We start from the raw sequence: 23,394 nt of genomic DNA on the forward strand, positions 1-23,394 counted from the left end.
AACCTCACCATAAGAGCGATGAACATAATAAGCAGTCTCCTCGGAATTCAATACCCTATTATTCAGGCTGGAATGGTATGGTGCAGCGGTTGGCGTCTGGCCTCTGCTGTTAGTAATGCCGGCGGTCTTGGCTTAATAGGAGCTGGATCTATGGGTCCGCAGACCTTAAGCAACCATATACTAAAGTGCAAAGCAGCAACCCCTTTTCCCTTCGGAGTAAATATCCCTTTGCTTTATTCGCATGCAGCAGAACATATTGATGTGGTTTTAAAGCAAGGAGTAAAAATCGTTTTTACTTCAGCGGGCAATCCATCAATTTTTACATCTAAACTCAAAGACGCTGGTATAATCGTTGTGCATGTGGTAGCTAATAGTAAATTTGCAAGGAAAGCTCAAGCGAGTGGCGTTGATGCTGTTGTAGCCGAAGGTTTTGAAGCAGGTGGGCACAACGGGCGCGAGGAGACTACTACCATGTGTCTTATTCCCTTGATCAAAGAGCAGGTATCTCTGCCGGTTATTGCAGCTGGAGGAATTAGCAGCGGACAGGCAATGCTGGCAGCAATGGCCCTAGGGGCTGATGCGGTCCAAATAGGATCGGCATTTGCAGTTGCTGAAGAATCCTCAGCGCACATACATTTTAAAGAAAAAGTAATTGAGGCAGGGGAAGGGGATACCAGATTAAGTCTTAAATCTCTTACACCGGTACGATTGCTCAGAAATAAATTTTCAGGTTTGGTAGAGCAAGCTGAACTTAACGGAGCTGGCAAGGAAATATTGGAGGCGCTTCTAGGAAAAGGTAGAGCCCGTAATGGAATGTTTGAAGGGGAACTGGAGGAGGGAGAGTTGGAAATTGGCCAGGTGTCGGCCCTGATTAAAGAGATTAAACCTGCTGCTGCAATATTAAAGGACATCGTACTTGAGTTTGAAAGAGAGAAACAAAGGATTTGCCAGTCAATTTGGTGAAAATTGACTGCTGAAGTAATAATTTTTGGATAAATGAAACATTACACTATAAAAGTTAAAGGCAAAGTACAAGGGGTCTTTTACCGGGCTGCAACAAAAGCAGTGGCAGATCAGCTAGGGGTAAGGGGCTATGTTAAAAATATGGATGATGGCTCTGTGCAGATCGAAGCTGAAGGAGATGATTTCGCTCTGGAAAGTTTTGTGGAATGGTGCAACGAGGGACCAGAAAAAGCTGTGGTTGAAAGTGTAGATGTTATTGAAGCTGAAGTGAAAAACTATTCTAACTTTGAAGTAGTTAAAAAGAACTTCTTGTGGTAATCCAAAATTCTAACACATACTAACTGGAAATTGTCAACTCTTAAAAAATTTGCAGGACAAACTGCTGTTTACGGCTTTACAACAGTGGTGTCAAGATTGCTTAATTCCATTCTTACACCAATTTACGTAAATCTTTACCCCGCAAAGACCTACGGAATATTTACTACAATGTACGCCTGGGCTTCTGTACTCAACGCATTATTAGCTTTTGGTATGGAAACTACCTTTTTTCGATACCTTAATAAAGTCGATAATAAGAAAAAAGTATACTCTACGACCTTTTTCAGTGTCGCCATAATTGCAATTGCATTTTTAAGTTTAACGTTCGCTTTTACTGAAGATATAGCTAACTGGATGCATGCGGATGGTGTGGCCAGCATTGAGGACTATAAAACTTTTATACGGCTTTTTACCTGGATTCTTGTTCTGGATGCCCTTGCCGTGATACCAGCTGCTAAAATCAGAGCGGAGGGGCGCCCCGGAAGATATTCGATTGTCAAGATCGTAAACATTTTATTTACCGTTAGTTTAAACCTGTTTTTCTTATATGTAATACCTTGGGGAATAAAGAATGGACATTGGGAATTTGCATGGTTTCGACCTAATTGGGTTGGTTATGTATTTATATCAAATCTGATAGCCAGCTTTATTACATTTTTGTTTTTACTTCCTGAACTCATGGAGTTAAAATGGGAATATGATAGGAAGCTTATTATTCAAATGCTCAGCTATAGTTTTCCTGTTCTAATTGCTAACCTTTCATTTATTGTTAATGAAAACCTGGATAAGATAGCAATCAAGCAAATACTTGGTGGTGATTATGGAGACCAGGAAGTTGGGATATACGGAGCAGTTTGTAAACTGGCTATTTTCTTGAGCATTTTTATACAAGGGTTTCGCCTCGGCGCCGAACCATTCTTTTTTAGTCATGCGAAAAATAAAGACTCAGGGGAAACTTATGCTACCATCATGAACTATTTTGTCATTGTCGTTTGTTTTATTTTTGCCGGTATCGTTGCTAATATAGAAATACTTAAATACTTTATTCCAGGTGGCTCGGCCTCTCAACGTGAGCTCTACTGGTCAGGTCTTCATATTGTACCGGTGCTTATTTTAGGCTACGTTTGTTTGGGCATCTATATGAACCTTTCGATCTGGTATAAACTCTCCGACCAGACCCGCTTCGGTTTATATATCTCTGGAGTTGGTGCAATCATTACCATCGTTCTTAATTTTATTTTGATCCCAAAGTACAGTTATGTTGCCTCTGCCTGGATTTCCCTGACAGCCTACGCAACGATGATGATCCTCTCATATATCATGGGGCAGAGGAATTACCCTATACCATACAACCTCAAAAAGAACTTGGGCTATCTTCTTTCCTCGATTGTAGTTGTAATTTTATCATTTACTGTGTTTGATAGAAGTCTAATAATTGGTAATTTGTTGCTCCTTGTGTTTGGCGCTGGAACTGTATACTTCGAGCGAAGTAATCTAAGAGCAATATTTCAGAAAACACCTTCATAAGCATAAGCTCACCAACGGAGGTTAAAGCAGCTTGACGTTTCTTCTTAGCTAATAAAAACGATTAAACTTTCAAGGAAAAATTTTATAAATAACATTTAATTAGTAGCAGTAGAGCCTATTACAATTCAGAGCACAATGACAGTTTCTATTATCAACAGATCAAATCATACACTTCCCGAATATCAGACAGAGCTTTCTGCCGGGATGGACCTTAGGGCTTTCTTGCCAGAGGGCGCAGTTGTAATTAAACCTTTGCAAAGGATACTAATTCCTACTGGATTATTTATTGAACTTCCGAGGGGATTCGAAGCTCAGATCAGACCGAGGAGTGGACTGGCGTTAAAGCACGGTATAACAGTTTTGAATTCACCAGGTACCATTGATGCCGATTATCGTGGAGAAATTAAAATTCTTTTAATTAATCTTTCTGATATTGAATTTGTTGTAAATGATGGAGAACGGGTAGCGCAGATGGTGGTGGCCAGACACGAACAAGTTGATTGGGGAGAGGTTGAGATTTTGAACGAAACATCGAGAGGGGCCGGGGGCTACGGACATACCGGAAAATAGTATGGTAAAAAGACTGACTTTTTTATTAAGTATTGTATGTGGATTAGGCTTTGCACAGCAAAAGAAATCTGCCGTGTTTGTGGTTGGACGGGTGCTTACTGAAGAAGACAGTGCATTAGTACGGGAGAAGTTTTTTAACGGACTACGGGCCAAAACCATCGATAGGATCGGCGAGTCGGAGCTATATTTTAAGGAAGTGATTCAAATTGATCCTCAAAACGATGCTGCCCTTTACGAACTTGCGAGCATTTATCACGAACAGGAAGAGGAGAAGATTGCCGAAAAGTATGCAAGAGATGCAGTAACTGTAAAATCCAACAATAAGTGGTATTGGTTACTCTTAGCCGACATTTATAAAAAAAACAGGAATTACGAGCAGCTTTCGTTGGTCTTTACTGATTTAATCCACCTAGATCCCAATAATCCTGATTACTACTTTGATAAGGCTAATACTTTAGTGTTATTAAATAAAAGCAAGGAAGCGGAGGCAGTTTACAATGATGTGGAGAAGAGATTTGGTGTATCGAATGAGTTAATTAGCGGACGCCAACGTGTTTTTCAACAAACCGGAGACGTTAATAAGGCGGCCGCGGAGGCTGAGAAGCTGATAAAATCAAACCCTACGGATATTCGCAATTATCTTACTTTGAGCGAGGTATATGAGAAGTCTGGAAACATAGCAAAAGCAGTGGAGCTGCTTGAGAAAGCAAAACAAGTAAGTAGCGCCAATGCTTTTTTAAATCTAACCCTGGCCGATCTGTATAATAAACAAGGTAAATCAGACGAAGCTTTTACGGAGCTGAAAGCAGCGTTCACAAACCCTTCGTTACAAGCTGAGCCTAAGATGGGAATTTTACTTTCGCTGTTTTCGAAACTTGATCAACCTGAAATTCAAATTCAGACGTTGGAGCTGGGTAAAATTTTGACGGAAACCCATGCTGGTGAAGCTAGGGCCTTTGCCGTATTTGCTGATTTGTTAAGTAGGTCTAACAAACTTAAAGAGGCTGAGCAGAACCTTAGAAAATCGGTCGAGTTGAATAATCAGGTGTATTCGGTTTGGGAGGATTTGATTAAAATAGAAATAGGGCGATCAGACTATAAGGCTGTGATTAAAGATGGGGAAGAAGCTCTTACCTTGTTCCCCAATCAGGCGCCTTTATATTACCTGACGGCCTTGGGATATCAACAGACTGGTCAGATCGACAAAGCGGTATCCTATTTGAAGAATGCGGTTCAGTTACAAATAGAGGATAAGGAGTTTCTATCTCAGGTTTACGCTTCACTTGGCGATGGCTTCAACGCTTTAAAGCAATACAAAGAATCAGACGAAGCTTATAATAAAGCGCTCACTGCCAATCCCGAAAATATATATGTCCTAAATAATTATGCCTATTATTTGTCGTTAAGAGGTGAAAAGTTGCAGATAGCGGCAGACATGGCCTTTAAAGCAAATGAATTAAAGCCTAATAATTCATCTTTTGAAGATACTTACGCATGGGTGTTGTTCAAGCAAAAAAAGTATGATCAGGCTCTGGTTTGGGTCGAAAAAGCAGTCGGTAACAACTCTAAAAGCGGTGTTCTTCAGGAACATTGGGGAGATATCTTATACAATTTAGGCCAAAAAGATATAGCTTTTGAGAAGTGGCAGAAAGCGAAGGAATTAGGCGTCAAAAATAATCTTCTTGAAAAGAAAATTAATGAAAAGAAATATTTTGAATAAAACAGCAATTTTATTAGCGTTCATTGCTTTTACTTCTTGTAAGGCGAGAAAAACAGTATTGCCTCCAGCTACTTCAGTTCCGTCAATTGAATCCAAACCTGCAGCAAGGAATTCTGGTCTCATTGACAGTTTGAAGGCAAAGCAACCTTCATTTAATACTCTTTCGATAAAGGCGAAGGCTGATTTAAAGATAAATAATAGCAGCAACGACGTGAGCATGTCTATTCGTATTAAAAATAATGAAACTATCTGGCTATCGATAACAGCAATCGCGGGATTAGAAGTAGCGAGAGCGTTAATTACTCCTGATAGTATAAAAATTATGAACAGATTGCAGAATGAGTACACCAGAAAGCCTTTCAGCTATATATATCAGTTCACATCCAGGCAGATCAATTTTAACGCAATTCAAGGACTTTTTACTGCCAATGTAATTTCTGGTACTCTAGCAGAATCTGCAACCCTTGAACATGAGGGCAGCCAGCTTCAGGTTAAAGGTGAATTATCAGGCTTGTTGTATAAAATGCTTTTTAATAGTAGAAGAAACCTGATTCAAAATCAGCTAAGCGATAATGCCAATAGCCAGAATTTGAATGTGACTTACGATAATTTTGGAACAATCAAGGATCAGGAACTCCCTCAAACCGTAAATATTAATTCGGTAGCAAATAATAAAAATATAAGTATTGCATTAAGATATAACAGCATTTCGATAGACGAGTCTGTAGATTTTCCGTTCAATGTTCCTAAAAGGTTTACTGTAAAAGATTAAATAGATAGATTTGCCTCATGAGTTTTAAAAGGCTGTTTCTTTTTTTGGGATTTATACTGCTGTCTGCAACTTCTTTCGCTCAGAGCAGCGCAGAGTTAAAGCGTAGAAAAGAAGCACTGTCCCGGGAAATTGAAATGTTGCGGCGCTCCCAAAGCGAAGTATCAAGTAATAAAAGGTTGTCATTGAAGCAAATAAATGCATTAAATGCTCAGATACGCCTGCGGGAAGAGAAAATTGGTACTATCAATTCTGAAATAAGACTCCTGGATAATGAGATTTCTGAGAATACCAGTACGGTAAGGTCTTTACAGGCGCAGCTGAATAAGCTTAAACGAGAATATGCAGGGATGGTGCTTTTTGCATTTAGGAATCAAAGCGCTTATAGTAAGCTGATGTTTATTTTTGCTTCACGTGATTTCAATCAGGGTTATAAGCGACTTAAGTATCTGCAGCAGTTTGGAGATTATCGGAAAAAGCAGGCAAAATACATTGAACAGACCGCACACGAATTAGGAATAAAAATTGTCGAGCTTGATAGGAACAAGCGTAGCAAAAATAATTTGCTTCATGATCAGGAGAATGAGAAGGTAACTCTCGGCAAAGAAAAAAGTAATAAAGCTCAGCAATTGAGTAAGTTGAGCAAGCAGGAGAGCCAGTTGAAGCAGGAGCTTAGACGAAAACAGAGAGAGGCGGCTAGCTTAACGAGGGCTTTAAATGCTGCAATTGCTAGAGAAATCGCAGAAGCCAGGCGGAGAGAAGAGGAAGCTGCAAGAGCTGCCGCCGCTAAAGCACGTGCAGAAAATAGGGAAGTTCCTACTACTACCCGTTCATCTTCAGGATCAAGTGTTCTTGCAGCAACTCCCGAAGCTGCAAAACTATCTTCTGATTTTTTAAGTAACCGGGGCCGTTTGCCTTGGCCTGTAGCTGCCGGAACAACAACGGAGCAATTCGGACGGCATACGGTAGGAGAGGGAGTTACGATTGATAATGATGGTATTACTATAAGGACACCTCAAGGAGCCGCGGTTCGCGCAGTTTTTGATGGAACTGTTGCTCAGGTGGGAACTATTCCAGCTACCAATGTTCAATTTGTGCTGGTTAGACATGGAGAATACTTTTCCGTTTATTCCGGTCTTAGGTCTGTTAGCGTCTCGCGTGGACAAAAAGTATCATTGAAACAAACTTTAGGTGTTGTTGCTACCGATTCAGAGGATGGTACGACTGAAATGCAATTTAAAATATGGAAAGGTTCAACTCCTTTAAATCCTGAAAGTTGGCTGGCAAATTAATAAATCCACGGCGTCATTTAATCCGTATATTTGTAAAAACTAAGATAAGATGTTGAATTCAGTTTTATTGTTCCTGAATATAGGAACACCCGAATTGATCCTGATTTTGGGAGTTGTTCTGTTGCTATTTGGAGGTAAGAAAATGCCCGAGCTTGCTAGGGGATTAGGAAAGGGGATTAGAGAGTTCAAAGATGCTTCGGAAGGTGTTAAGAGAGAGATCCATAGGAACATAAATGCTGTTAATGACGATCTTAATGTGGATATGGATAATAACGTAAATAAAAGTAAACCTGCCGATGAGGCAAATAAAAATTCATAATTATGATAAACTCAATTTTATTGGTAGGATTAGGAGCTCCCGAGATTATCCTTATTATACTAGCTATTCTGCTGTTATTTGGCGGTAAGAAAATTCCAGAACTTATGAGAGGTTTAGGAAAAGGAGTTAAAGAATTTAAAGATGCTAAAGATGGCGACGCTAACGATAGCGGAAAATCATACTAACTCTGATAGATAAAGGTTCAACCTCATTTGCAATTGCAAATGAGGTTTTTTTATTTCCTTCAGCTCTAACCTCCCAGATTTTTGATAATTAATGCCAATTTAAACCTCTATCCTGCCTCAGTTTAGCATGATTGCGTAGAAATTCTTACCTTCACGGCATGGAACAGTACACTTCGTTAAGCAGCGTACAAAAAGATATTAAAAGTGGCAAGCTTCAGTTGGTGGAGCTTGTAAATAAATATTTAGAGCGTATTGAAGATAAAAAGCACTTGAATGCTTTTGTGGAAGTTTATGCTGCCGAAGCAAGACAGCAAGCCGTTACTGTAAATGAAAAAATACTTAGTGGTTCCGGTGGAAAGCTTGCGGGAATGGTGGTAGGAATAAAAGATCTTATCTGCTACCAGGGACATAAGGTTTCAGCAGGATCTAAAATTATTGAAAACTATACTTCAATTTTTTCTTCAACAGTCGTTGAGCGCCTTCTTGCTGAAGATGCTATTATCATAGGCCGCCAAAATTGTGATGAGTTTGCAATGGGCGGTTCAAATGAAAACTCTTACTACGGTGCGGTAAAGAACGATGCGGATAATTCAAAAGTTCCCGGAGGATCTTCGGGCGGCTCCGCTGTGGCAGTACAAGCCGGACTATGTTTGGCCTCTCTAGGAACTGATACAGGCGGGTCTGTAAGACAACCAGCTGCCTTTTGTGGGGTGGTAGGGCTAAAACCAACCTACGGTCGTGTTTCACGTCATGGTATTATAGCCTATGCTTCTTCTTTTGATCAGGTTGGTCCGATTACTCACACAGTGGAAGACGCAGCTTTGTTGATGGAGGTCATAGCTGGCCCTGATGACTACGATAGTACGGCTTCTCAGCTTCCTGTTCCAGAATATTCTCAATGCCTGACGTTATCAGAAAAGAAAAGAATCGCCTATCTTCCTGAAACACTTTCTTCAGAGGGATTAGACCCTGAAGTTAAGGCTCTAACAGAGCAAACCATTCAGAGGTTACTGGATGAAGGCCACTCAGTTGAACCGATATCTTTTCCATATCTTGACTATGTAGTTCCAACTTATTATATCTTAACCATGGCCGAAGCTTCATCTAATCTTGCGAGGTATGATGGAGTTCATTATGGATATAGAAGTCCTAATGCGGTGGATTTAGAAACTACATACAAGAAGTCCCGGTCGGAGGCTTTTGGTGCCGAGGTTAAGCGTCGCATATTACTGGGTTCTTTTGTATTAAGCGCTGGACATTACGATGCATTTTATGGAAAAGCACAGCGAGTAAGAAGATTGATAAGGGAAAAAACCGACGAAATCCTTGAGAATCACGATTTCATCCTTCTTCCAACTACCCCAGGCCCGGCTTTTGGAATAGGGGAAAAAACTGATGATCCTGTTACGATGTATCTAGCAGATATATTTACGGTGCAGGCTTCCTTAGCAGGCATACCTGCAATTTCACTTCCTTTGGGAAAAACAAATAATAATTTACCTTTGGGTGTCCAGTTTATCGGGAAACGGTTTGGTGAAGCAGAATTACTGGCTTTTTCTAAATATCTTTTAGATGTAACAAAAGCTCATTAAATGGGTAAAAGGTAGTCATATATCTGGCTATAAAGCATTTACTTGAAAAATGATGAGAAGAGGAAGTATTAAAGTAATTTTTTATGCATTAAGTTTTACTTTGTTGTCCCTGGCTGCCTCGGGGAAAGAGAAGGTAGTATCCGTAAAATCTAGTAATTCAGAAAGGAGGACTATTGATCCTTCTGAATACAGAAGAGCTTTGGAGAGCATCAGCAAGACTGTGCCTCTCAGCTATAATGAACCTGTTAGAAAGATGATCAATTATTATTTGAATAATCATCGTGACCGGTTTTCAAGAATGCTGGGTCTATCTCAGTATTATTTCCCTATATACGAAAAGGTTTTTACTGCTAAGGGGGTCCCTGAAGAAATTAAGTTCCTTTCTGTTGTAGAATCATCACTAAATCCATTTGCTACATCTACAGCACAGGCGGGCGGCCTTTGGCAGTTCCTCGAGCCTGTGGGAAAAAAGTACGGATTAGCAATAAATGATACTATTGACGAGCGTAGAGATCCTGCGCTGGCATGTAATGCTGCTGCGGATTATTTGCTTGAGTCATACGGAATGTATAAAGACTGGCTGTTGGCAATAGCATCCTATAATTGCGGCAGAAATAATATTCGCTGGGCTATGGAAAATAATCCTGGCTTGAATGACTATTGGTCCCTTCGTCAATATCTTCCAGTTGAAACTCAGAATTATGTACCTGCTTTTATTGCAACAGTATATTTGATGAATAATGCAAAGAAGCACGGTATTTATTCATCAGAGCCCAATTTTGGAGTGTTTACTAAAGAATTGACGGTGAACAGGCCTCTGAGTTTGCAAAGTGTAGCCAAGGCAATTAATGTGAGTTTATCAGACCTGTGCGTATTAAATGCCGCTTACAAAAATCAAATTGTGAACGGTTGTACTTCCACCCCTAAAAAATTAGTTATTCCTGTTATCAAGGACTACATCTACTCAGCATTAGTTGATGAGTGTAAGAAGCCTGGGAAGTTGCAGTACGAACTTAAACTCAATTATACTGTGCCGGTAGAATCAAGGGCTGTAGCAGCTAGCGTATCTGGCAAACCAGCTGGTTTAAGATACAAAGCCGTCAACATCTATGTTATGTACAGAGTGAAAGAGGGAGATACCCTTGAGTCTATCGTAGAAAGATTTAATTCTACTGAAGAAGAAATAAAGATCTTGAACAAGCTAAAGCATTATTCTGTTAAACCGGGAATGGTTTTAAAGATCGTGCAAAGCTAAAATTTATAAAGGTGCTAAAGACAAAGGGGCGTTCTGGTATAGAGCGCCCTTTTTTCTTTATACTATTTCATTTCTTTGTCTGAAAAGGAATCCAGTCTCTGAAGATCTTTTCTAGAGTATATTCCTCAAGCTCGTTTGCCGTTAACTGATGAGACCACTGAACGCGTTGGTCAGGTTTAAATCCCGCCCCCCTGTTTTTGTACTCGGCATAATAAGCAGTTTTCTCATTTGATTCCTTGCCCCAGTTGTTCCAGCCCTTCTCATTGATAATATTGCTCATATCAGTATTAATAAAAACAACTTTTGCGTAAGGTCTCCATGGCCGGCCAAGAAAAAAAGAGCCTTCAGGTGCATCTCCTCTTATTTTGCAGTTCAGAAACACATAGCCATATTTCGTAGTGTCGGGTGTTGATGCCGCTGTTACATAACCAGATTTTTTACAAAAAAGCTCACAGTCCTCAAACACGGCAGTTGAAGATCCGAAAATATAATCTACAGTTCCTTCGATATAGCAATCCTTGTAGTATTGGCGGCTGCCTCTTCCAAACGTATACAGAGTGTCCTGAAATCCGAGGAAACGGCAGTTTTTGAAAGACATTCTATCTCCAGCAACCCAAGCGGCCACCGCTTGACCAACGGGACCGGCAGAGTTTTGAAAAGTTATATTTTCAGCAGAAAAGTTGTCCCCGTACATGAAAAAACTTGACGAGCCGGAAGTGCCTATTTCCTCACCAAAACGATTTTTTCTCTGAGCCCAATCATCATAGGTTAGAATTGTTTTATTAACGTCTTCTCCTATAAACCTTACCATCTGTTTTGAACCGGCTAATACGAGTTTTTCCTTATAGATCCCTTTTTTAATAAAAATAGTTGTGATCTTTTTTCTCATATCAGGAACAGCGTTTATGGCTTCCTGAACTGTTTTGAAGTTTCCGCTTCCATCCTTTGCTACCACAAAGTCATATCTCTCTTTCTCTGTAGCAAAGGATGAAAAAGCAGTCGAAAGAAAAAGCATTACAAGAAGATAACGGGTTAATTTTAACATAGAGCTATAAATGGGTTTTAATTATTTCTATTAAAGGATTATTGATAATCCAGTTTATAAAAATTTCCTAGTCTGGTAATTTGTCTCAAGTTAAGTAGTTTTTATAAAAGTGCCATTAGTTCATTTAAATGTGATATTTCTCTTTTTACTTCCAGGGGAGTTTCCTTTCCTGTTGGATTAAAGTAAATAGCATCTATCCCAAAATTCATTGCACCACGAATATCTGCCTCAATACTATCTCCTATCATAAGGCTTTCTTCCTTTTTAGCCATGGCTTTATTTAAAGCGAATTCAAAAATCGCTTTGTCTGGCTTATTCGCGCCTACGACCTCAGAAATGATAATATTTTTAAAATACCTTCCCAAATCACTCAATTCAATTTTCATCTCTGTGGATTCTTTAAATCCATTTGATATCAGATGTAAACTGTACTTCGAACTTAAATATTCAAGTGTCTTACGAGCTTCGGGGAATAAGTTAGTTTTGGTTGGGCAGATCCGCACATAATCGTCTTCAAAAGCTGTCGGTATACTTTCAGGTACAAGACCTAAATCAAGAAAAGTTTTTTTAAACCTTGTTTCCCGGAGTTCCTGTTTGCTTATCTTTCCAAGATGATAAGAGGCCCAAAGGGCATGATTATTCCTTGTGTAAACGCTTATAAAAGTTTTGGAGCAGGAAATACCCAGCTTTTGAAGGGAATAAACCTCAAATAATTCTGTTAATGTTTCTTCTGCATTCCGGTCAAAATCCCAGATAGTGTGATCCAGGTCGAAAAATATATGCTTATACATTGGTCCAAATATCTGAAAGATTTACAACGCAAAAGGGCAAAAAATATGTTATCCGTCTTTCTGTCCGTAGGCCAGGTCGCCCGCGTCTCCTAATCCAGGAACTATATATGCTTTCGTTGTCATCTCATCATCAATCGCCCCAAGCCATAGTCTTGCCTGAGGTAAGTTTGCCCGTACATGAGTTACTCCTTCTGTACTTGCAATAACTGAAACAATATGGAGCTCTTTAATAGCATATTGTTGTAATAATTCCTTACAGCTTAGTACCATACTCTGGCCAGTCGCAAGCATAGGATCTGATATAATCAGGACTCTTTCACTCAAATCGGGGCTTGAAACGTATTCTTTGTTAATTGTAAAGTCTCCTGCCTTCGTTTCCTGGCGATAAGCTGCGATAAAGGCAGAGTCGGCTTTATCAAAAAAATTCAGTAGTCCCTGATGCAAGGGTAAGCCCGCTCTTAAGATAGTTGCCAGGACCGGTTGCTCCTGAATAATAGATACCATAGCTGTTCCTAATGGTGTTTCAAATTCGGTATCAATATAACTAAGGGTTTTGCTTATCTCATATGCAAAGATCTCACCGATACGTTCCAGGTTTCGTCGAAATCTCATACTGTCAACCTGAATACTGGCATCCCGTAGCTCGGCAATAAAATTATTTCCTATCGAAGAGGTGTTACTTAGTACAAACATGATATATAAATTAGGGACTTCCTGTTGTAGGAACAGATATCTTTTCCAAAAGTGAGAGCTTAGGGTGAAATAATTATGAAGTTAAGCAATTATTTTTTTTCAGAAACTTATTATTAATGCCTGACGTTCATACCACGAAAGCTAGGCTTTCATGATTGTTAAATAAGGTTTATCGGGGGGCCACAAGTTGGTCCCTTTTTAATTACCTTTCAAATTTCTTATAATGCTTATCTTTGATATTGCATGGATTTCAAACTTATATCTGATTACAAACCAACCGGAGACCAGCCAGAGGCAATAAGGCAACTGGTTGAGGGAGTGAAAAGCGAAGAGCACTATCAAACGCTTTTAGGAGTAACGGGGTCAGGAAAAACATTTACCGTGGCTAATGTAATTCAGCAGACTCAAAAACCAACTTTGATTTTAAGTCATAATAAAACGCTGGCCGCGCAGTTATATGGCGAGTTTAAGCAGTTCTTTCCGGAGAATTCAGTCAATTATTTTGTTTCCTACTATGATTACTACCAACCCGAAGCCTATATATCCACTACAAACACCTATATAGAGAAGGATCTTCAGATCAATGAAGAGATCGAGAAGCTGCGATTAAGAACAACATCTTCGCTGATGTCAGGCAGGCGCGATATCATTGTTGTATCGTCCATCTCTTGTATATATGGTATGGGAAATCCGGAGGATTTCTCAAATTCTGTGTTCAAGATAGCAGTTGGCACCAGGATCAGTAGGAACGCGTTCCTACATCGTCTTGTAGAGATTTTATATTCTCGAACTTCAGCAGACTTTCGAAGGGGTACGTTCAGAGTAAAAGGAGACACGGTGGATATTTATCCACCTTACATGGATTTTGCTTACAGGGTTTGTTTCTTCGGTGATGACATAGAAGAGATGATGACTATTGATCCTTCCACAGGCAAGACTCTGGAGAAGATGTCGCATATGGCCATTTATCCAGCTAACCTTTTCGTGACGCCGAAAGATCGCTTCAATCAGTCGGTCTGGGCTATTCAGGAAGAATTAGAAGTTCGAAAGCAACAATTCGTGCAGGAGCAGCGCTTTTTGGAAGCTAAGCGATTGGAAGAGAGGGTTAATTACGATCTTGAAATGATACGCGAATTGGGTTATTGCAGTGGTATTGAAAATTATTCGAGATTTTTTGATGGTAGGCAACCCGGAATGCGGCCATTCTGCTTACTGGATTATTTCCCGGAAGATTATTTGATGGTTATAGATGAAAGCCATGTTACAGTTCCTCAGATCCGGGCTATGTACGGGGGCGACAGATCACGGAAGATGTCTCTTGTGGATTATGGATTCAGGTTGCCTGCGGCTTTAGATAACAGGCCTCTTAATTTCGAGGAGTTTGAAAGACTTGCACCTCAAACTATTTATGTAAGCGCAACTCCCGGGGACTACGAACTGCAACAAACAGGAGGGGTCGTGGTAGAGCAGGTAATTCGACCCACCGGACTGCTAGATCCTCCAATTGAGGTAAGGCCTGTAATTAATCAGGTAGATGACTTGCTGGAGGAAGTTGAGCTAACAGTTAAGCAAGGAGATCGAATTTTAGTAACAACGCTCACCAAACGAATGGCTGAGGAGCTAACAAAGTATATGGATCGCCTGGGTATTCGCGTTAGGTATATCCACTCTGAAGTTAAAACACTTGAAAGGGTGGAGATACTTAGGGGCTTACGTTTAGGGGAATTTGATGTTCTGGTTGGGATTAACCTATTGCGAGAAGGCTTGGATTTACCGGAAGTATCACTGGTCGCAATTCTTGATGCAGATAAGGAGGGCTTCCTACGTTCTGAACGTTCTTTGATTCAAACTATAGGCCGTGCAGCCCGTAATGACCGGGGCCGGGTAATTATGTACGCTGATTCTATCACTGAAAGTATGCGAATTACAATCGAGGAAACAAACCGAAGGCGCGAGAAACAGATGAAATATAATGAGGAACACGGAATAACACCTCGAACCGTTGGTAAATCTCGTGAGGCTATAATCGAACAAACATCGGTCGTCGATTTTAAGGGTGGAGTGCAAAAGGCTTATGTCGATAGTGCAGATACCATGGAATCTATAGCAGCCGATCCTATAATTCAGTACATGAGCAAGCCTGAGTTGCAGAAAGCGATCGACAAGACGAAGAAGGAGATGATGGCTGCGGCAAAAGATATGGATTTCCTTTTGGCCGCAAAGTTAAGGGACGAAATGTTTGCTCTGGAAAAGATGATGGAGGAGAAGTTTTCCAAAAAAGCACTTTAACAATTTATCAGTGTAATCATCAATAATCGGTGTAATCATATTTCAATCAGTGTAATCATCAATAATTGGTGTAATCATAAATAATAATGAACGGACAAAATAGAAAAGATATCTATCCGGGTTTGGAAGTCGATATTATACTAAAGAAGGACCAAAGGAGCGGGAAATTAACCCGGGGAATTGTAAAGGATTTACTAACTAGCTCTGCATTTCATTCAAGGGGCATCAAAGTAAGATTAGAGGATGGGCAAGTGGGCAGGGTGGCAGAAATTGTCGAAGAGGAGTAAAGAGATTGGCCTCGATCTTGCTGATAAAAAATAATTATCATAGAATTGCAACGTTAAAATAACTTCAGAAACTTCTGAGCTATTTTATAGTCAAACTTGCATACGTTAAAAAATGGCAGTAATTAAGTTTTTATTTATATCCATCTTGGTAATGTGGCTTATAAAGCAGATTATCAAACTGCTTTTACCGATACTATTTCAAAAAGTGGTAAACAAAGCGCAGGAAAATGTCCAGTCTCAATACCATAGACAACAGAATTACCAGCAACAAAAACCGATAGGGAAGATATCAGTTGATTATGTCCCTCCGAAAGATAAGGAAGCCAGGGCTGCAGATAAAGCCGGAGACTTTATTGATTTCGAGGAGATAAAATAAAGTTATTTTAAGAGGGCTCTTAATTAAGTTAAGGGCCTTTTTTATTGCATTTACCTTTGTTGATTTTTAAATAGTATTCAATAAACTAGTAGATAACCCTAAGCTAATTCGTTAATGACTTTCGTTTATTTGCTTTGCTACTAAAATATTCCATTGTACATCTATCCTTTTTTCTATTTTTGGTATCCAACAATTTTTGAATAATGACGACCTGGTTTAAAAGAAATGGTATTCATCTGGCCATTATCGGACTGTTTATATTAATTTGTTTCGTTTATTTCCTTCCTGCTATACAAGGTAAAGTGCTTAATCAGCACGACGTACTTCAGGCAAAAGGGATGCAGAAGGAAATTATGGATTTTCGTGAGAAAGACGGTACAGCACCTCTCTGGACTAATTCTATGTTTGGGGGAATGCCAGCCTACCAAATTTGGATGAGGTTTCCGAAGAACGTAACTACTTATGTTATTTCCTCTCTCAAAGCTATTTTTCCTAGTCCTATAGATACAGTTCTTCTCTATCTCGTAGGCGCGTATTTTCTATTCTGCGTGTTAAGGGCTAAGCCCTGGCTGGCTGCAGCTGGAGCAATTGCTTTCGCTTTCTCTTCTTACAATTTTGCAATCATTGAAGCCGGACATGCCAACCAGGCGTTGGCTATCGCATTTTTCGCACCTCTTGTTGCAAGTATCATTTTAACATTGAGGGGCCATTATCTTCTTGGCGGGTCCTTAACTTCGTTTTTTATGGCCATGGAGATTAGAAGTAACCATATTCAGATGTCTTATTATCTGTTTATTGCGTTGCTTATCCTTGTTGGAATCGAGATTTACCACGCCTTTAAAAGTAAAACGCTCCCACTTTTTGCCAAATCTGTCGGGTCTCTGGCAATCGCTGTGATTATTGGTGTGGCTGTAAATACAAGCCTTCTTTGGACAACCTACGAATATGGACAAGAATCAATAAGAGGTAAATCTAACCTGAAAACAGAAGGTGATAAACCATCCAACGGATTAGACAAGGATTATGCTTATGCCTGGAGTCAGGGAGTGGGGGAGAATATTACATTTTTGGTTCCTAACGCCTACGGAGGTTCTTCAGTAGGGAACCTGGATGAAAATTCAGAGGTTGCAAAGGCCCTTATAGGGAAAGGAGTTCCAGTTGACCAAGCTGCTGGAATTGCGAAACAGATGCCTACTTATTGGGGAGAAAAAAGCTATACTGCCGGTCCCTTTTATTTCGGCGCAACCATATGTTTTTTATTTATACTGGGGCTGTTAATAGTTAGGGACAGAATAAAATGGTGGGTTTTAGGAGCAGTGGTGTTAACTCTTTTCTTGTCTTTTGGCAAAAACTTCCCACTTGTCTCAGACCTGTTTTTCCACTATTTCCCGCTTTACAATAAGTTTAGAGCGGTTGAATCTATCTTAGCTGTTACAGGTTTATTATTTCCAATATTAGCTGTTTTGGCAGTTCGTGATCTAAGTGAGGGGAAAATCGATTCCAAAGACTTACTTAAGAATCTTAAGATTGCTTCATACATCACGGGAGGAGTTTTACTGATAATTATCGTTATACCGAGCTTACTCCTAAGCTTCAAAACCTCTACTCATCAGTCGTTTGTTGATCAACTTACGCAGGCGTTTGGAGACCAGGGTATAGCAAATATCGTTGCTAATGCTTTGATCTCTGATAGAGAAAGCCTGGCGAGAATGGATGCTATCAGATCGCTAGTATTTGTTGCTATTGCCGCTGGACTAGTTTGGGCATTAATTCAGAGGAAAATCAAGGTCGAGCTTTCGTTTATTTTATTGTCAGCACTCGTTCTTGTAGACCTTTGGGCTGTAGATAAGAGATATCTTAATAACGATAAGTTCGTGGAAAAACAGGATATGGTATTTCAGCCGAGGGAAGTGGATCAACTGATAGCAAGGGATCAGACATTGGATTACCGAGTTCTCGATCTAACAACACCAGATCCATTCTCAAGCGCGTACACTTCCTATTTTCATAAATCAGTTGGAGGTTACCATGCTGCAAAATTAAAACGCTACCAGGAGGTCATCTTAAAGCAGTTTAATAACGCAATTAATGAAGATGTACTGGATATGCTCAATACTAAGTATGTGATCACAACTGGTCCTGATGGTCAGTCTCAGAAAATGGTTAATCGGGCCAGTGCTTGCGGAAACGCTTGGTTTATCACTAATGTTCTTTACGTGAAAGATGCCGATCAGGAAATGACTGCCATTAATAGCTTTGATCCGAGGAAGGAAGCTATCGTTAGCGAGGAGTTTAAGCCTTTGATAAATGAAAAGAAATTGGGCACTACTACTAATGCTTCAATTTCGTTAACCAGCTACCATCCTGATCATCTCACTTACGAATATACTGCCCCTAATGATGTTATTGCTGTTTTCGCTGAAATATGGTATACAAAGGGCTGGAATGCTTATGTCGATGGTACAAAGATCCCTTACTTTAGAGCCAATTATATACTAAGAGGTGCCCAGCTACCCGGAGGTAATCATAAACTTGAATTCAAGTTTGAACCGGCCTCCTATTATACGGGGGAAAACATATCGTTAGCTGCTTCTATATTACTGATAGTTGGCTTAGGGGCGGTAGGATTTAAAGAAGGTAGAAAAAAGAAAGAGGTAGCTTAGTTTAGCTTAAAGTTATTAGCATAAGGGTAATCATTCGGTTACCCTTTTTTGTTGATTGTAGTAGGTCAATCGTTTGTCCTCTTGTTTTTAACAAAGTAAACCAGGAGATTTTTTGCAATAACAAGATGGTTAAGCAGATTTGGAAAAAGGCCGTAATACCTGGAGAAAATATGAAATCTTTCCAAAAGGCTCTGTCTGTGTTTTTTCTTCGACATACCGCCTACAAGGTACTTCGCAACATATCTCTTTGTGTTTATTACTTTCTTTGCTTTACTAAGGGCGTTTAAAATCCAATCTATATCTGAACTAAGCTGATAGGAGGTATCATACCTTGAAGCAATGGAACGTTTGATATAAATAGCCTGATGGCTTACACTCATCCCGTATTTAAAACTTTTAAGTGTTAAATAGTTAGGGGTCTGGTGCCGGCGTTGTCCCAAACTTGTCCATGATTCATCAAACATTTCAGTTTCCCCGTAGTAGATATCTGCGTTAGGCGATGAGGAGAACACTTCCTCTACCGTATTAACATCATATAGTTCATCTCCGGAGTTCATGAATAAGACATAGTCACCTGTCGCCACACTTAGCCCTTTATTCATGGCATCATAAATGCCATTATCGCTTTCTGAGATAAAAGTTGTTATTTTATCTCTGTATCTATTAATAATATTAATGGTTCCATCGGTCGAGCCCCCGTCAACAATAATATACTCTATGTTAGAATAGCTCTGACTAATAACTGAAAGGATAGTCCGCTCAATGTCTCTCACATTGTTATAAACAACGGTAATCACCGAAAGTATAGGTTTGAAGGGTATGTCTAATCCCAGGATTTGTTTATATAACTTTAAATGGCTTTTTGCGATAACTCCTTCTGAAAAGTTTTCCTCCACCGTTAATCGGGCCCTCTCGTTCAGACTCTCTTTATTATGGTGCTGATAGACCCATTCAATACCTTTAGCAAAATCTTCAGACGACTTATACTCAGCCAGGTACCCATTCAATTGATGTTTAACCATATCAGGGATCCCACCAGTGGTAAATGCGACAACGGGCGTTCCGCAAGAAAGGCTTTCCATCACCGTATTTGGCAGATTATCCTCTAAGGATGGAGTTAAGAAGACGTCTGCTGCACTATAGCAAATAGCCAGCTTGTCATCATTAGAGATAGTGCCAAGAAAAGTGGTATTTACCGGAAATGCAGGAACGTTCTTCTCGTCACGATTACCAAATACGATCAATTCCACATCTTCGGGCCCACAGGTTTTGTTCTTTATAAGAATTTCCAGCGCTTCTAGCAAATAAGGTGTTCCTTTATGAAGATCCTTACGAGACGGCATAAATCCGCTAAGCATAATAAACTTGCCAGATGGTAAATTAAGATGCTTTCTAGCATGGGCTTTATCATAAGCCTTAAATACCTCTGTTTCTAAGGTATTTGGAATAACTTGTATTTGTCGGCTTTGCAAAAGTTTGCTTCGTTTTACAGATGCTTGCATCCATAAGCTCGGAGCTATTATTGCAAAATTCAAAGTGGAATAAGCCTTCTCCTTTGCTTTCCAGATCTTATGAGATTGATCGTTAGTAGCTGAAGTTTTTAAAATTGGACAATTGCCGCATTCATTTTCAAAGTGATCGCATGAATACCGAACATGGCAGCCTCCGGTAAAAGCATTACTATCGTGAAATGTCCAAACAATAGGTTTATTCAATTTCCCAAGCCTTTCCAAGTCCTTCGGGCGTAAGAACGCATGATTAACCCAGTGAAGGTGGATTACGTCAGCATTTAGCAAAGCCGGATGTGTTGTAAGATCAGTACCCCAAATGGGAATGGAAAATGGGATTTTTAGTTTTTTTGTATAAGCAGAGGAAACAAATCGTTCAAGCAGGATACCAAATGCAGCAAAGGCCTTTGCCATGGATCCATGTCTGAATGCCTGAATATCAGGGTCTCTCCCAAATTTAAACCCAACCCAAACCTCTGAGGATACTTCCTGCTGCTCGTTTAGTGCTTTATTTAACCTTAAACAAGCCCTTCCGGCTCCACCATTTCCATCGTAAGTATTAAGGTGAACTATTTTCATCAACTGGAAGGATTAAAACTTTTCCCTGGCAAATCTAACTAACCTTTGCCACAGATTTCCCTTGCGATGTTTAAGAAACTCTCGTATTTCTAAGTAAGCTTCCCGATTTTCTTCAACCTTCTCAGGAAAGTACTTAACAGGCTTAGTGCTAATATTTACAGCATACATTGAGTTCCTTCCGGAGTGCACTCCAGTCCCATCGTGCCCTATGTTATCAATAAGTGAATGGGCGGGGTTCAAACAAAGACCATTATTAAGAAAGATGGACGCATACCAGCGGATTGCCCAGGAGTTATTTTTGCCATGTTTAAACTCGTTTACTTGTTTCCAGAAGTTCATGCTGCGGTCAATAGAGAAATCATTGATCTTCTTTTCATCAAACTGCTTGATAATCTTATCAATGTCGGGTTCGAAATGTTTCCAGGCTCTTTTCCATGTTGCCCAACCCCAACTGCCGGCAGCGCGATAAAAAAAAGTTTCCTGCAGTATTGAGGCGTTCTTTAAGGGATACATATAGGCGCAAACATGCATAACCTTTTCTTCATGTTCATACTTTTGCAAAGCCTCGTTGAAGTACTGCAAAGTATAGGGAGAAGATAAGAGGTCATCTTCAAAGACAATTACTCTTCCATATTCTTCGGTTAGCCTTGTTACCCCGTCAATAATTGAATCAGCAAGGCCGAAGTTCCTTTCTCGCTCAATGATCTCGATAGATTTGAAACCCTGAATTCCTCTTAGCATTTCCCTTACTTCAGTTACCTTAAACTCATCTCCTGGCTTTGCAGCATCCGAAAACACGAAAAGTCTTGACTCATCAGACAGGAAATTCTGCTGAAGGAATTTAATCGTCCTTCTGGTATGATCAGGTCTGTTATAGACGAAAAGGGCTATCGGGGCAAAAGACATCATCAGGGTTTAACTTATAAAGCAGAGACGTAATCTTTGTACTTCTTAGCTTCTTTGAGGTTAAGGTATTGCTGACGGTTTTGTTCTAAATTCTCATAGGTCAAGGCTTTCACTTCATCCATGGTAAAGTTCAAAGCATTCTCAGGTTTACCTGGGACTACGTACCCAATTCCATAGTCACAATCAAATACAGCTATCTCCAAATCCTTTCTCCTCGATCTTAACTCTACCAAAGCTTTCCAGGTATCACCATTCCATTCGCCGGTCCAGCCCGGAGGAGGGTTCTTTCTGATTTCCATTGGGGAATAACCCCGAACTGAAGCGGCAAAAGATGCTGGATTGCAATCGTGCATCAATATTACCCCACCGTCGTTCAAAAATTTCAGTGAATTTTCTACGTCAACTACTACTTGCTCGTGCATATGCAAGCCGTCGACAAATATTACATCAATGCCACCAATTTGCCTTAGATAATCTGCTTTCTTTTCAAAGAAGTCATCACTGGTTAACTCAAAGAAAACGTTATTGAAATTCGAGAAGTTATTTAGATAGGCTTTGATCTTTTTAGTTGGTTTGATAATAAAGTTAGGATCAACGGCTACCTTTTTATCAGCTTTAATTTTAAAGAAGCAAAAGCCAGTCTGGACGCCTATTTCTACATAGTTAACTTTACCTTTTTTTTGTTTAATCTTATCCAGAAAGGCTTGGATTATATCATATCTCTTTATATCGCTCATTTTAAATTTTTTTTCCTAATTGTCCAGTACTCCCATCTCTAACTGCTACTAATATACTCTTATATTCATCCCTTTTCCCCGTCAGAATACTCGAAAACGCTAGTGCGCTCAAATATAATTGCTTGTTAATACTATAGACGATTTTATTTTTCAATGCGAATCGCTTATTAAAATAAATCATATTTCTAACATGGTAGTAGGTCCTAAAAGAATAAAGGTCTAACAACGGAGACCGGTACCAAGCTCCTTTATAGCCAATCCCAACTGATCTATCAATATCTGTAATTTTGCAAGACGGAATCAGCCATATGGAACTACTCTTCCTCGTAATCCTGTAGGTATACTCAGTATCATCAACGTACAAGTGATATCGTTCGTCTGGCAGTCCAATCTTTAGCAACAGTGATTTTGGAAGTAGAAGCCCCCCGTAAGGAACATAAGGAATTTTAACAGCCTCCTGCGGCATTTCTGATCCTTTTAATTTCTTCTTCTTCCTATCGCAAAACTTTTTGTACTGGTTGTAAGGGATCCTAAAGACGTTGAAGCCAAGAAAATTGTCTGAGGTTAAATAAAAGCGATATGGATCTTCTCCCTTAGCTATTGCTACATGGTTCTGGCGGTCTTCACGCAAGCAGTATACTGCATCATTCTTATCGATATTTTCGTTCGATTGTCTTTTCTCCAGCAGGTTCTCCAGACAAGTATCCCCAGGCAAATTATCGTCATCAAGGAGGAAAACAAAATCACAATCGAGAGAGCTGGCGTACTCGAGCCCTGTTTTATACCCCCCTGCCGATCCCAAATTCTCTTTCTGCGTTATGGTAACTATTCTATCCGACCCTAGTTCTTTAATTTGTTCGGCAACTGGATATAAAGAGGCGTTGTCCACTACAATAATGTCGGAAACTACCTTAAATTCTAAAACCCTCTTCAGAACTTGTTTGAGAAATTTCCATCTGTCACCATAAGTTACAGTCACCACGCAAACTTTATATTCTATCTTTGCCATG

22 protein-coding genes are annotated in these 23,394 nt (G+C 39.8%); 15 read left to right on the top strand and 7 right to left on the bottom strand.

Features of this window, described 5'->3' with window-relative positions; translation table 11 throughout:
• Positions 1-18 precede the first annotated feature (18 nt).
• From J4N25_RS09555 to J4N25_RS09605, 11 genes are all read left to right on the top strand, one after another.
• Positions 19-963 (top strand): NAD(P)H-dependent flavin oxidoreductase, encoded by a 945-nt coding sequence (locus J4N25_RS09555; protein WP_207421968.1) that lies wholly within the window; start codon positions 19-21, stop codon positions 961-963.
• A 33-nt stretch (positions 964-996) separates the two neighbouring features.
• Positions 997-1,281, top strand: a complete 285-nt coding sequence (locus tag J4N25_RS09560) for an acylphosphatase (protein ID WP_207421969.1) — start codon at positions 997-999, stop codon at positions 1,279-1,281.
• A gap of 30 nt (positions 1,282-1,311) precedes the next feature.
• Positions 1,312-2,808 (top strand): lipopolysaccharide biosynthesis protein, encoded by a 1,497-nt coding sequence (locus J4N25_RS09565; protein ID WP_207421970.1) that lies wholly within the window; start codon positions 1,312-1,314, stop codon positions 2,806-2,808.
• Positions 2,809-2,943: 135 nt separating this feature from the next.
• Entirely contained in the window at positions 2,944-3,378 is a 435-nt protein-coding gene (dut, locus tag J4N25_RS09570) for a dUTP diphosphatase (protein WP_207421971.1), read from the top strand.
• 1 nt (position 3,379) lies between these two features.
• Positions 3,380-5,098, top strand: a complete 1,719-nt coding sequence (locus J4N25_RS09575; protein WP_207421972.1) for a tetratricopeptide repeat protein — start codon at positions 3,380-3,382, stop codon at positions 5,096-5,098.
• Positions 5,076-5,870: a lipoprotein insertase outer membrane protein LolB1 gene (lolB1, locus tag J4N25_RS09580; protein ID WP_207421973.1), complete on the top strand. Its 795-nt coding sequence runs from the start codon at positions 5,076-5,078 to the stop codon at positions 5,868-5,870. The genes J4N25_RS09575 and lolB1 overlap by 23 nt, the downstream gene beginning before the upstream one ends.
• Positions 5,871-5,914: 44 nt before the next feature.
• Complete coding sequence (locus tag J4N25_RS09585) at positions 5,915-7,159, top strand: murein hydrolase activator EnvC family protein (protein WP_369410845.1); 1,245 nt, start codon at positions 5,915-5,917, stop codon at positions 7,157-7,159.
• 49 nt (positions 7,160-7,208) lie between these two features.
• Positions 7,209-7,478 (top strand): twin-arginine translocase TatA/TatE family subunit, encoded by a 270-nt coding sequence (gene tatA, locus J4N25_RS09590; RefSeq protein ID WP_207421975.1) that lies wholly within the window; start codon positions 7,209-7,211, stop codon positions 7,476-7,478.
• 2 nt (positions 7,479-7,480) lie between these two features.
• Entirely contained in the window at positions 7,481-7,663 is a 183-nt protein-coding gene (locus J4N25_RS09595; protein ID WP_207421976.1) for a Sec-independent protein translocase subunit TatA/TatB, read from the top strand.
• A gap of 158 nt (positions 7,664-7,821) precedes the next feature.
• Complete coding sequence (gene gatA / locus J4N25_RS09600) at positions 7,822-9,255, top strand: Asp-tRNA(Asn)/Glu-tRNA(Gln) amidotransferase subunit GatA (protein WP_207421977.1); 1,434 nt, start codon at positions 7,822-7,824, stop codon at positions 9,253-9,255.
• A gap of 49 nt (positions 9,256-9,304) precedes the next feature.
• Positions 9,305-10,510, top strand: coding sequence for a lytic transglycosylase domain-containing protein (locus J4N25_RS09605; RefSeq protein WP_207421978.1), 1,206 nt, complete (start codon positions 9,305-9,307; stop codon positions 10,508-10,510).
• Positions 10,511-10,577: 67 nt separating this feature from the next.
• Here J4N25_RS09605 and J4N25_RS09610 read toward each other — a convergent pair whose 3' ends face one another.
• The 3 genes from J4N25_RS09610 to upp form a co-directional block, all read right to left on the bottom strand.
• Positions 10,578-11,555 (bottom strand): pectinesterase family protein, encoded by a 978-nt coding sequence (locus tag J4N25_RS09610; protein ID WP_242695844.1) that lies wholly within the window; start codon positions 11,553-11,555, stop codon positions 10,578-10,580.
• Between the two features lie 101 nt (positions 11,556-11,656).
• The gene (locus J4N25_RS09615) at positions 11,657-12,346 is read right to left on the bottom strand and encodes a YjjG family noncanonical pyrimidine nucleotidase (RefSeq protein WP_207421979.1); all 690 of its coding nucleotides are present in this window, start codon (positions 12,344-12,346) and stop codon (positions 11,657-11,659) included.
• Positions 12,347-12,394: 48 nt separating this feature from the next.
• Entirely contained in the window at positions 12,395-13,039 is a 645-nt protein-coding gene (gene upp, locus J4N25_RS09620; protein WP_242695845.1) for a uracil phosphoribosyltransferase, read from the bottom strand.
• 243 nt (positions 13,040-13,282) lie between these two features.
• On the opposite strand from upp, the gene uvrB reads away from it, so the two are divergent.
• From uvrB to J4N25_RS09640, 4 genes are all read left to right on the top strand, one after another.
• Positions 13,283-15,328 carry an excinuclease ABC subunit UvrB gene (uvrB, locus tag J4N25_RS09625; RefSeq protein ID WP_207421980.1) on the top strand — a complete coding sequence of 682 codons (2,046 nt, stop codon included), beginning with the start codon at positions 13,283-13,285 and terminating at the stop codon, positions 15,326-15,328.
• A gap of 86 nt (positions 15,329-15,414) precedes the next feature.
• Positions 15,415-15,615, top strand: a complete 201-nt coding sequence (locus J4N25_RS09630) for a YwbE family protein (RefSeq protein ID WP_207421981.1) — start codon at positions 15,415-15,417, stop codon at positions 15,613-15,615.
• A gap of 112 nt (positions 15,616-15,727) precedes the next feature.
• Complete coding sequence (locus J4N25_RS09635) at positions 15,728-15,991, top strand: DUF4834 family protein (protein WP_207421982.1); 264 nt, start codon at positions 15,728-15,730, stop codon at positions 15,989-15,991.
• Positions 15,992-16,194: 203 nt separating this feature from the next.
• Complete coding sequence (locus J4N25_RS09640; RefSeq protein WP_207421983.1) at positions 16,195-18,654, top strand: YfhO family protein; 2,460 nt, start codon at positions 16,195-16,197, stop codon at positions 18,652-18,654.
• Positions 18,655-18,719: 65 nt separating this feature from the next.
• Here the strand turns inward: J4N25_RS09640 and J4N25_RS27130 are convergent, their stop codons facing one another.
• From J4N25_RS27130 to J4N25_RS09665, 4 genes are read right to left on the bottom strand one after another with little or no spacing between them, the layout of a single operon-like run.
• Positions 18,720-20,741: a glycosyltransferase gene (locus J4N25_RS27130; protein WP_369410846.1), complete on the bottom strand. Its 2,022-nt coding sequence runs from the start codon at positions 20,739-20,741 to the stop codon at positions 18,720-18,722.
• Positions 20,742-20,753: 12 nt separating this feature from the next.
• Entirely contained in the window at positions 20,754-21,650 is an 897-nt protein-coding gene (locus tag J4N25_RS09655) for a glycosyltransferase (protein WP_207421984.1), read from the bottom strand.
• An 11-nt stretch (positions 21,651-21,661) separates the two neighbouring features.
• Positions 21,662-22,384: a class I SAM-dependent methyltransferase gene (locus J4N25_RS09660; protein WP_207421985.1), complete on the bottom strand. Its 723-nt coding sequence runs from the start codon at positions 22,382-22,384 to the stop codon at positions 21,662-21,664.
• A 1-nt stretch (position 22,385) separates the two neighbouring features.
• Positions 22,386-23,393 (bottom strand): glycosyltransferase, encoded by a 1,008-nt coding sequence (locus tag J4N25_RS09665; RefSeq protein ID WP_207421986.1) that lies wholly within the window; start codon positions 23,391-23,393, stop codon positions 22,386-22,388.
• Position 23,394 lies beyond the last annotated feature (1 nt).

This window comes from Desertivirga brevis (assembly GCF_017355835.1).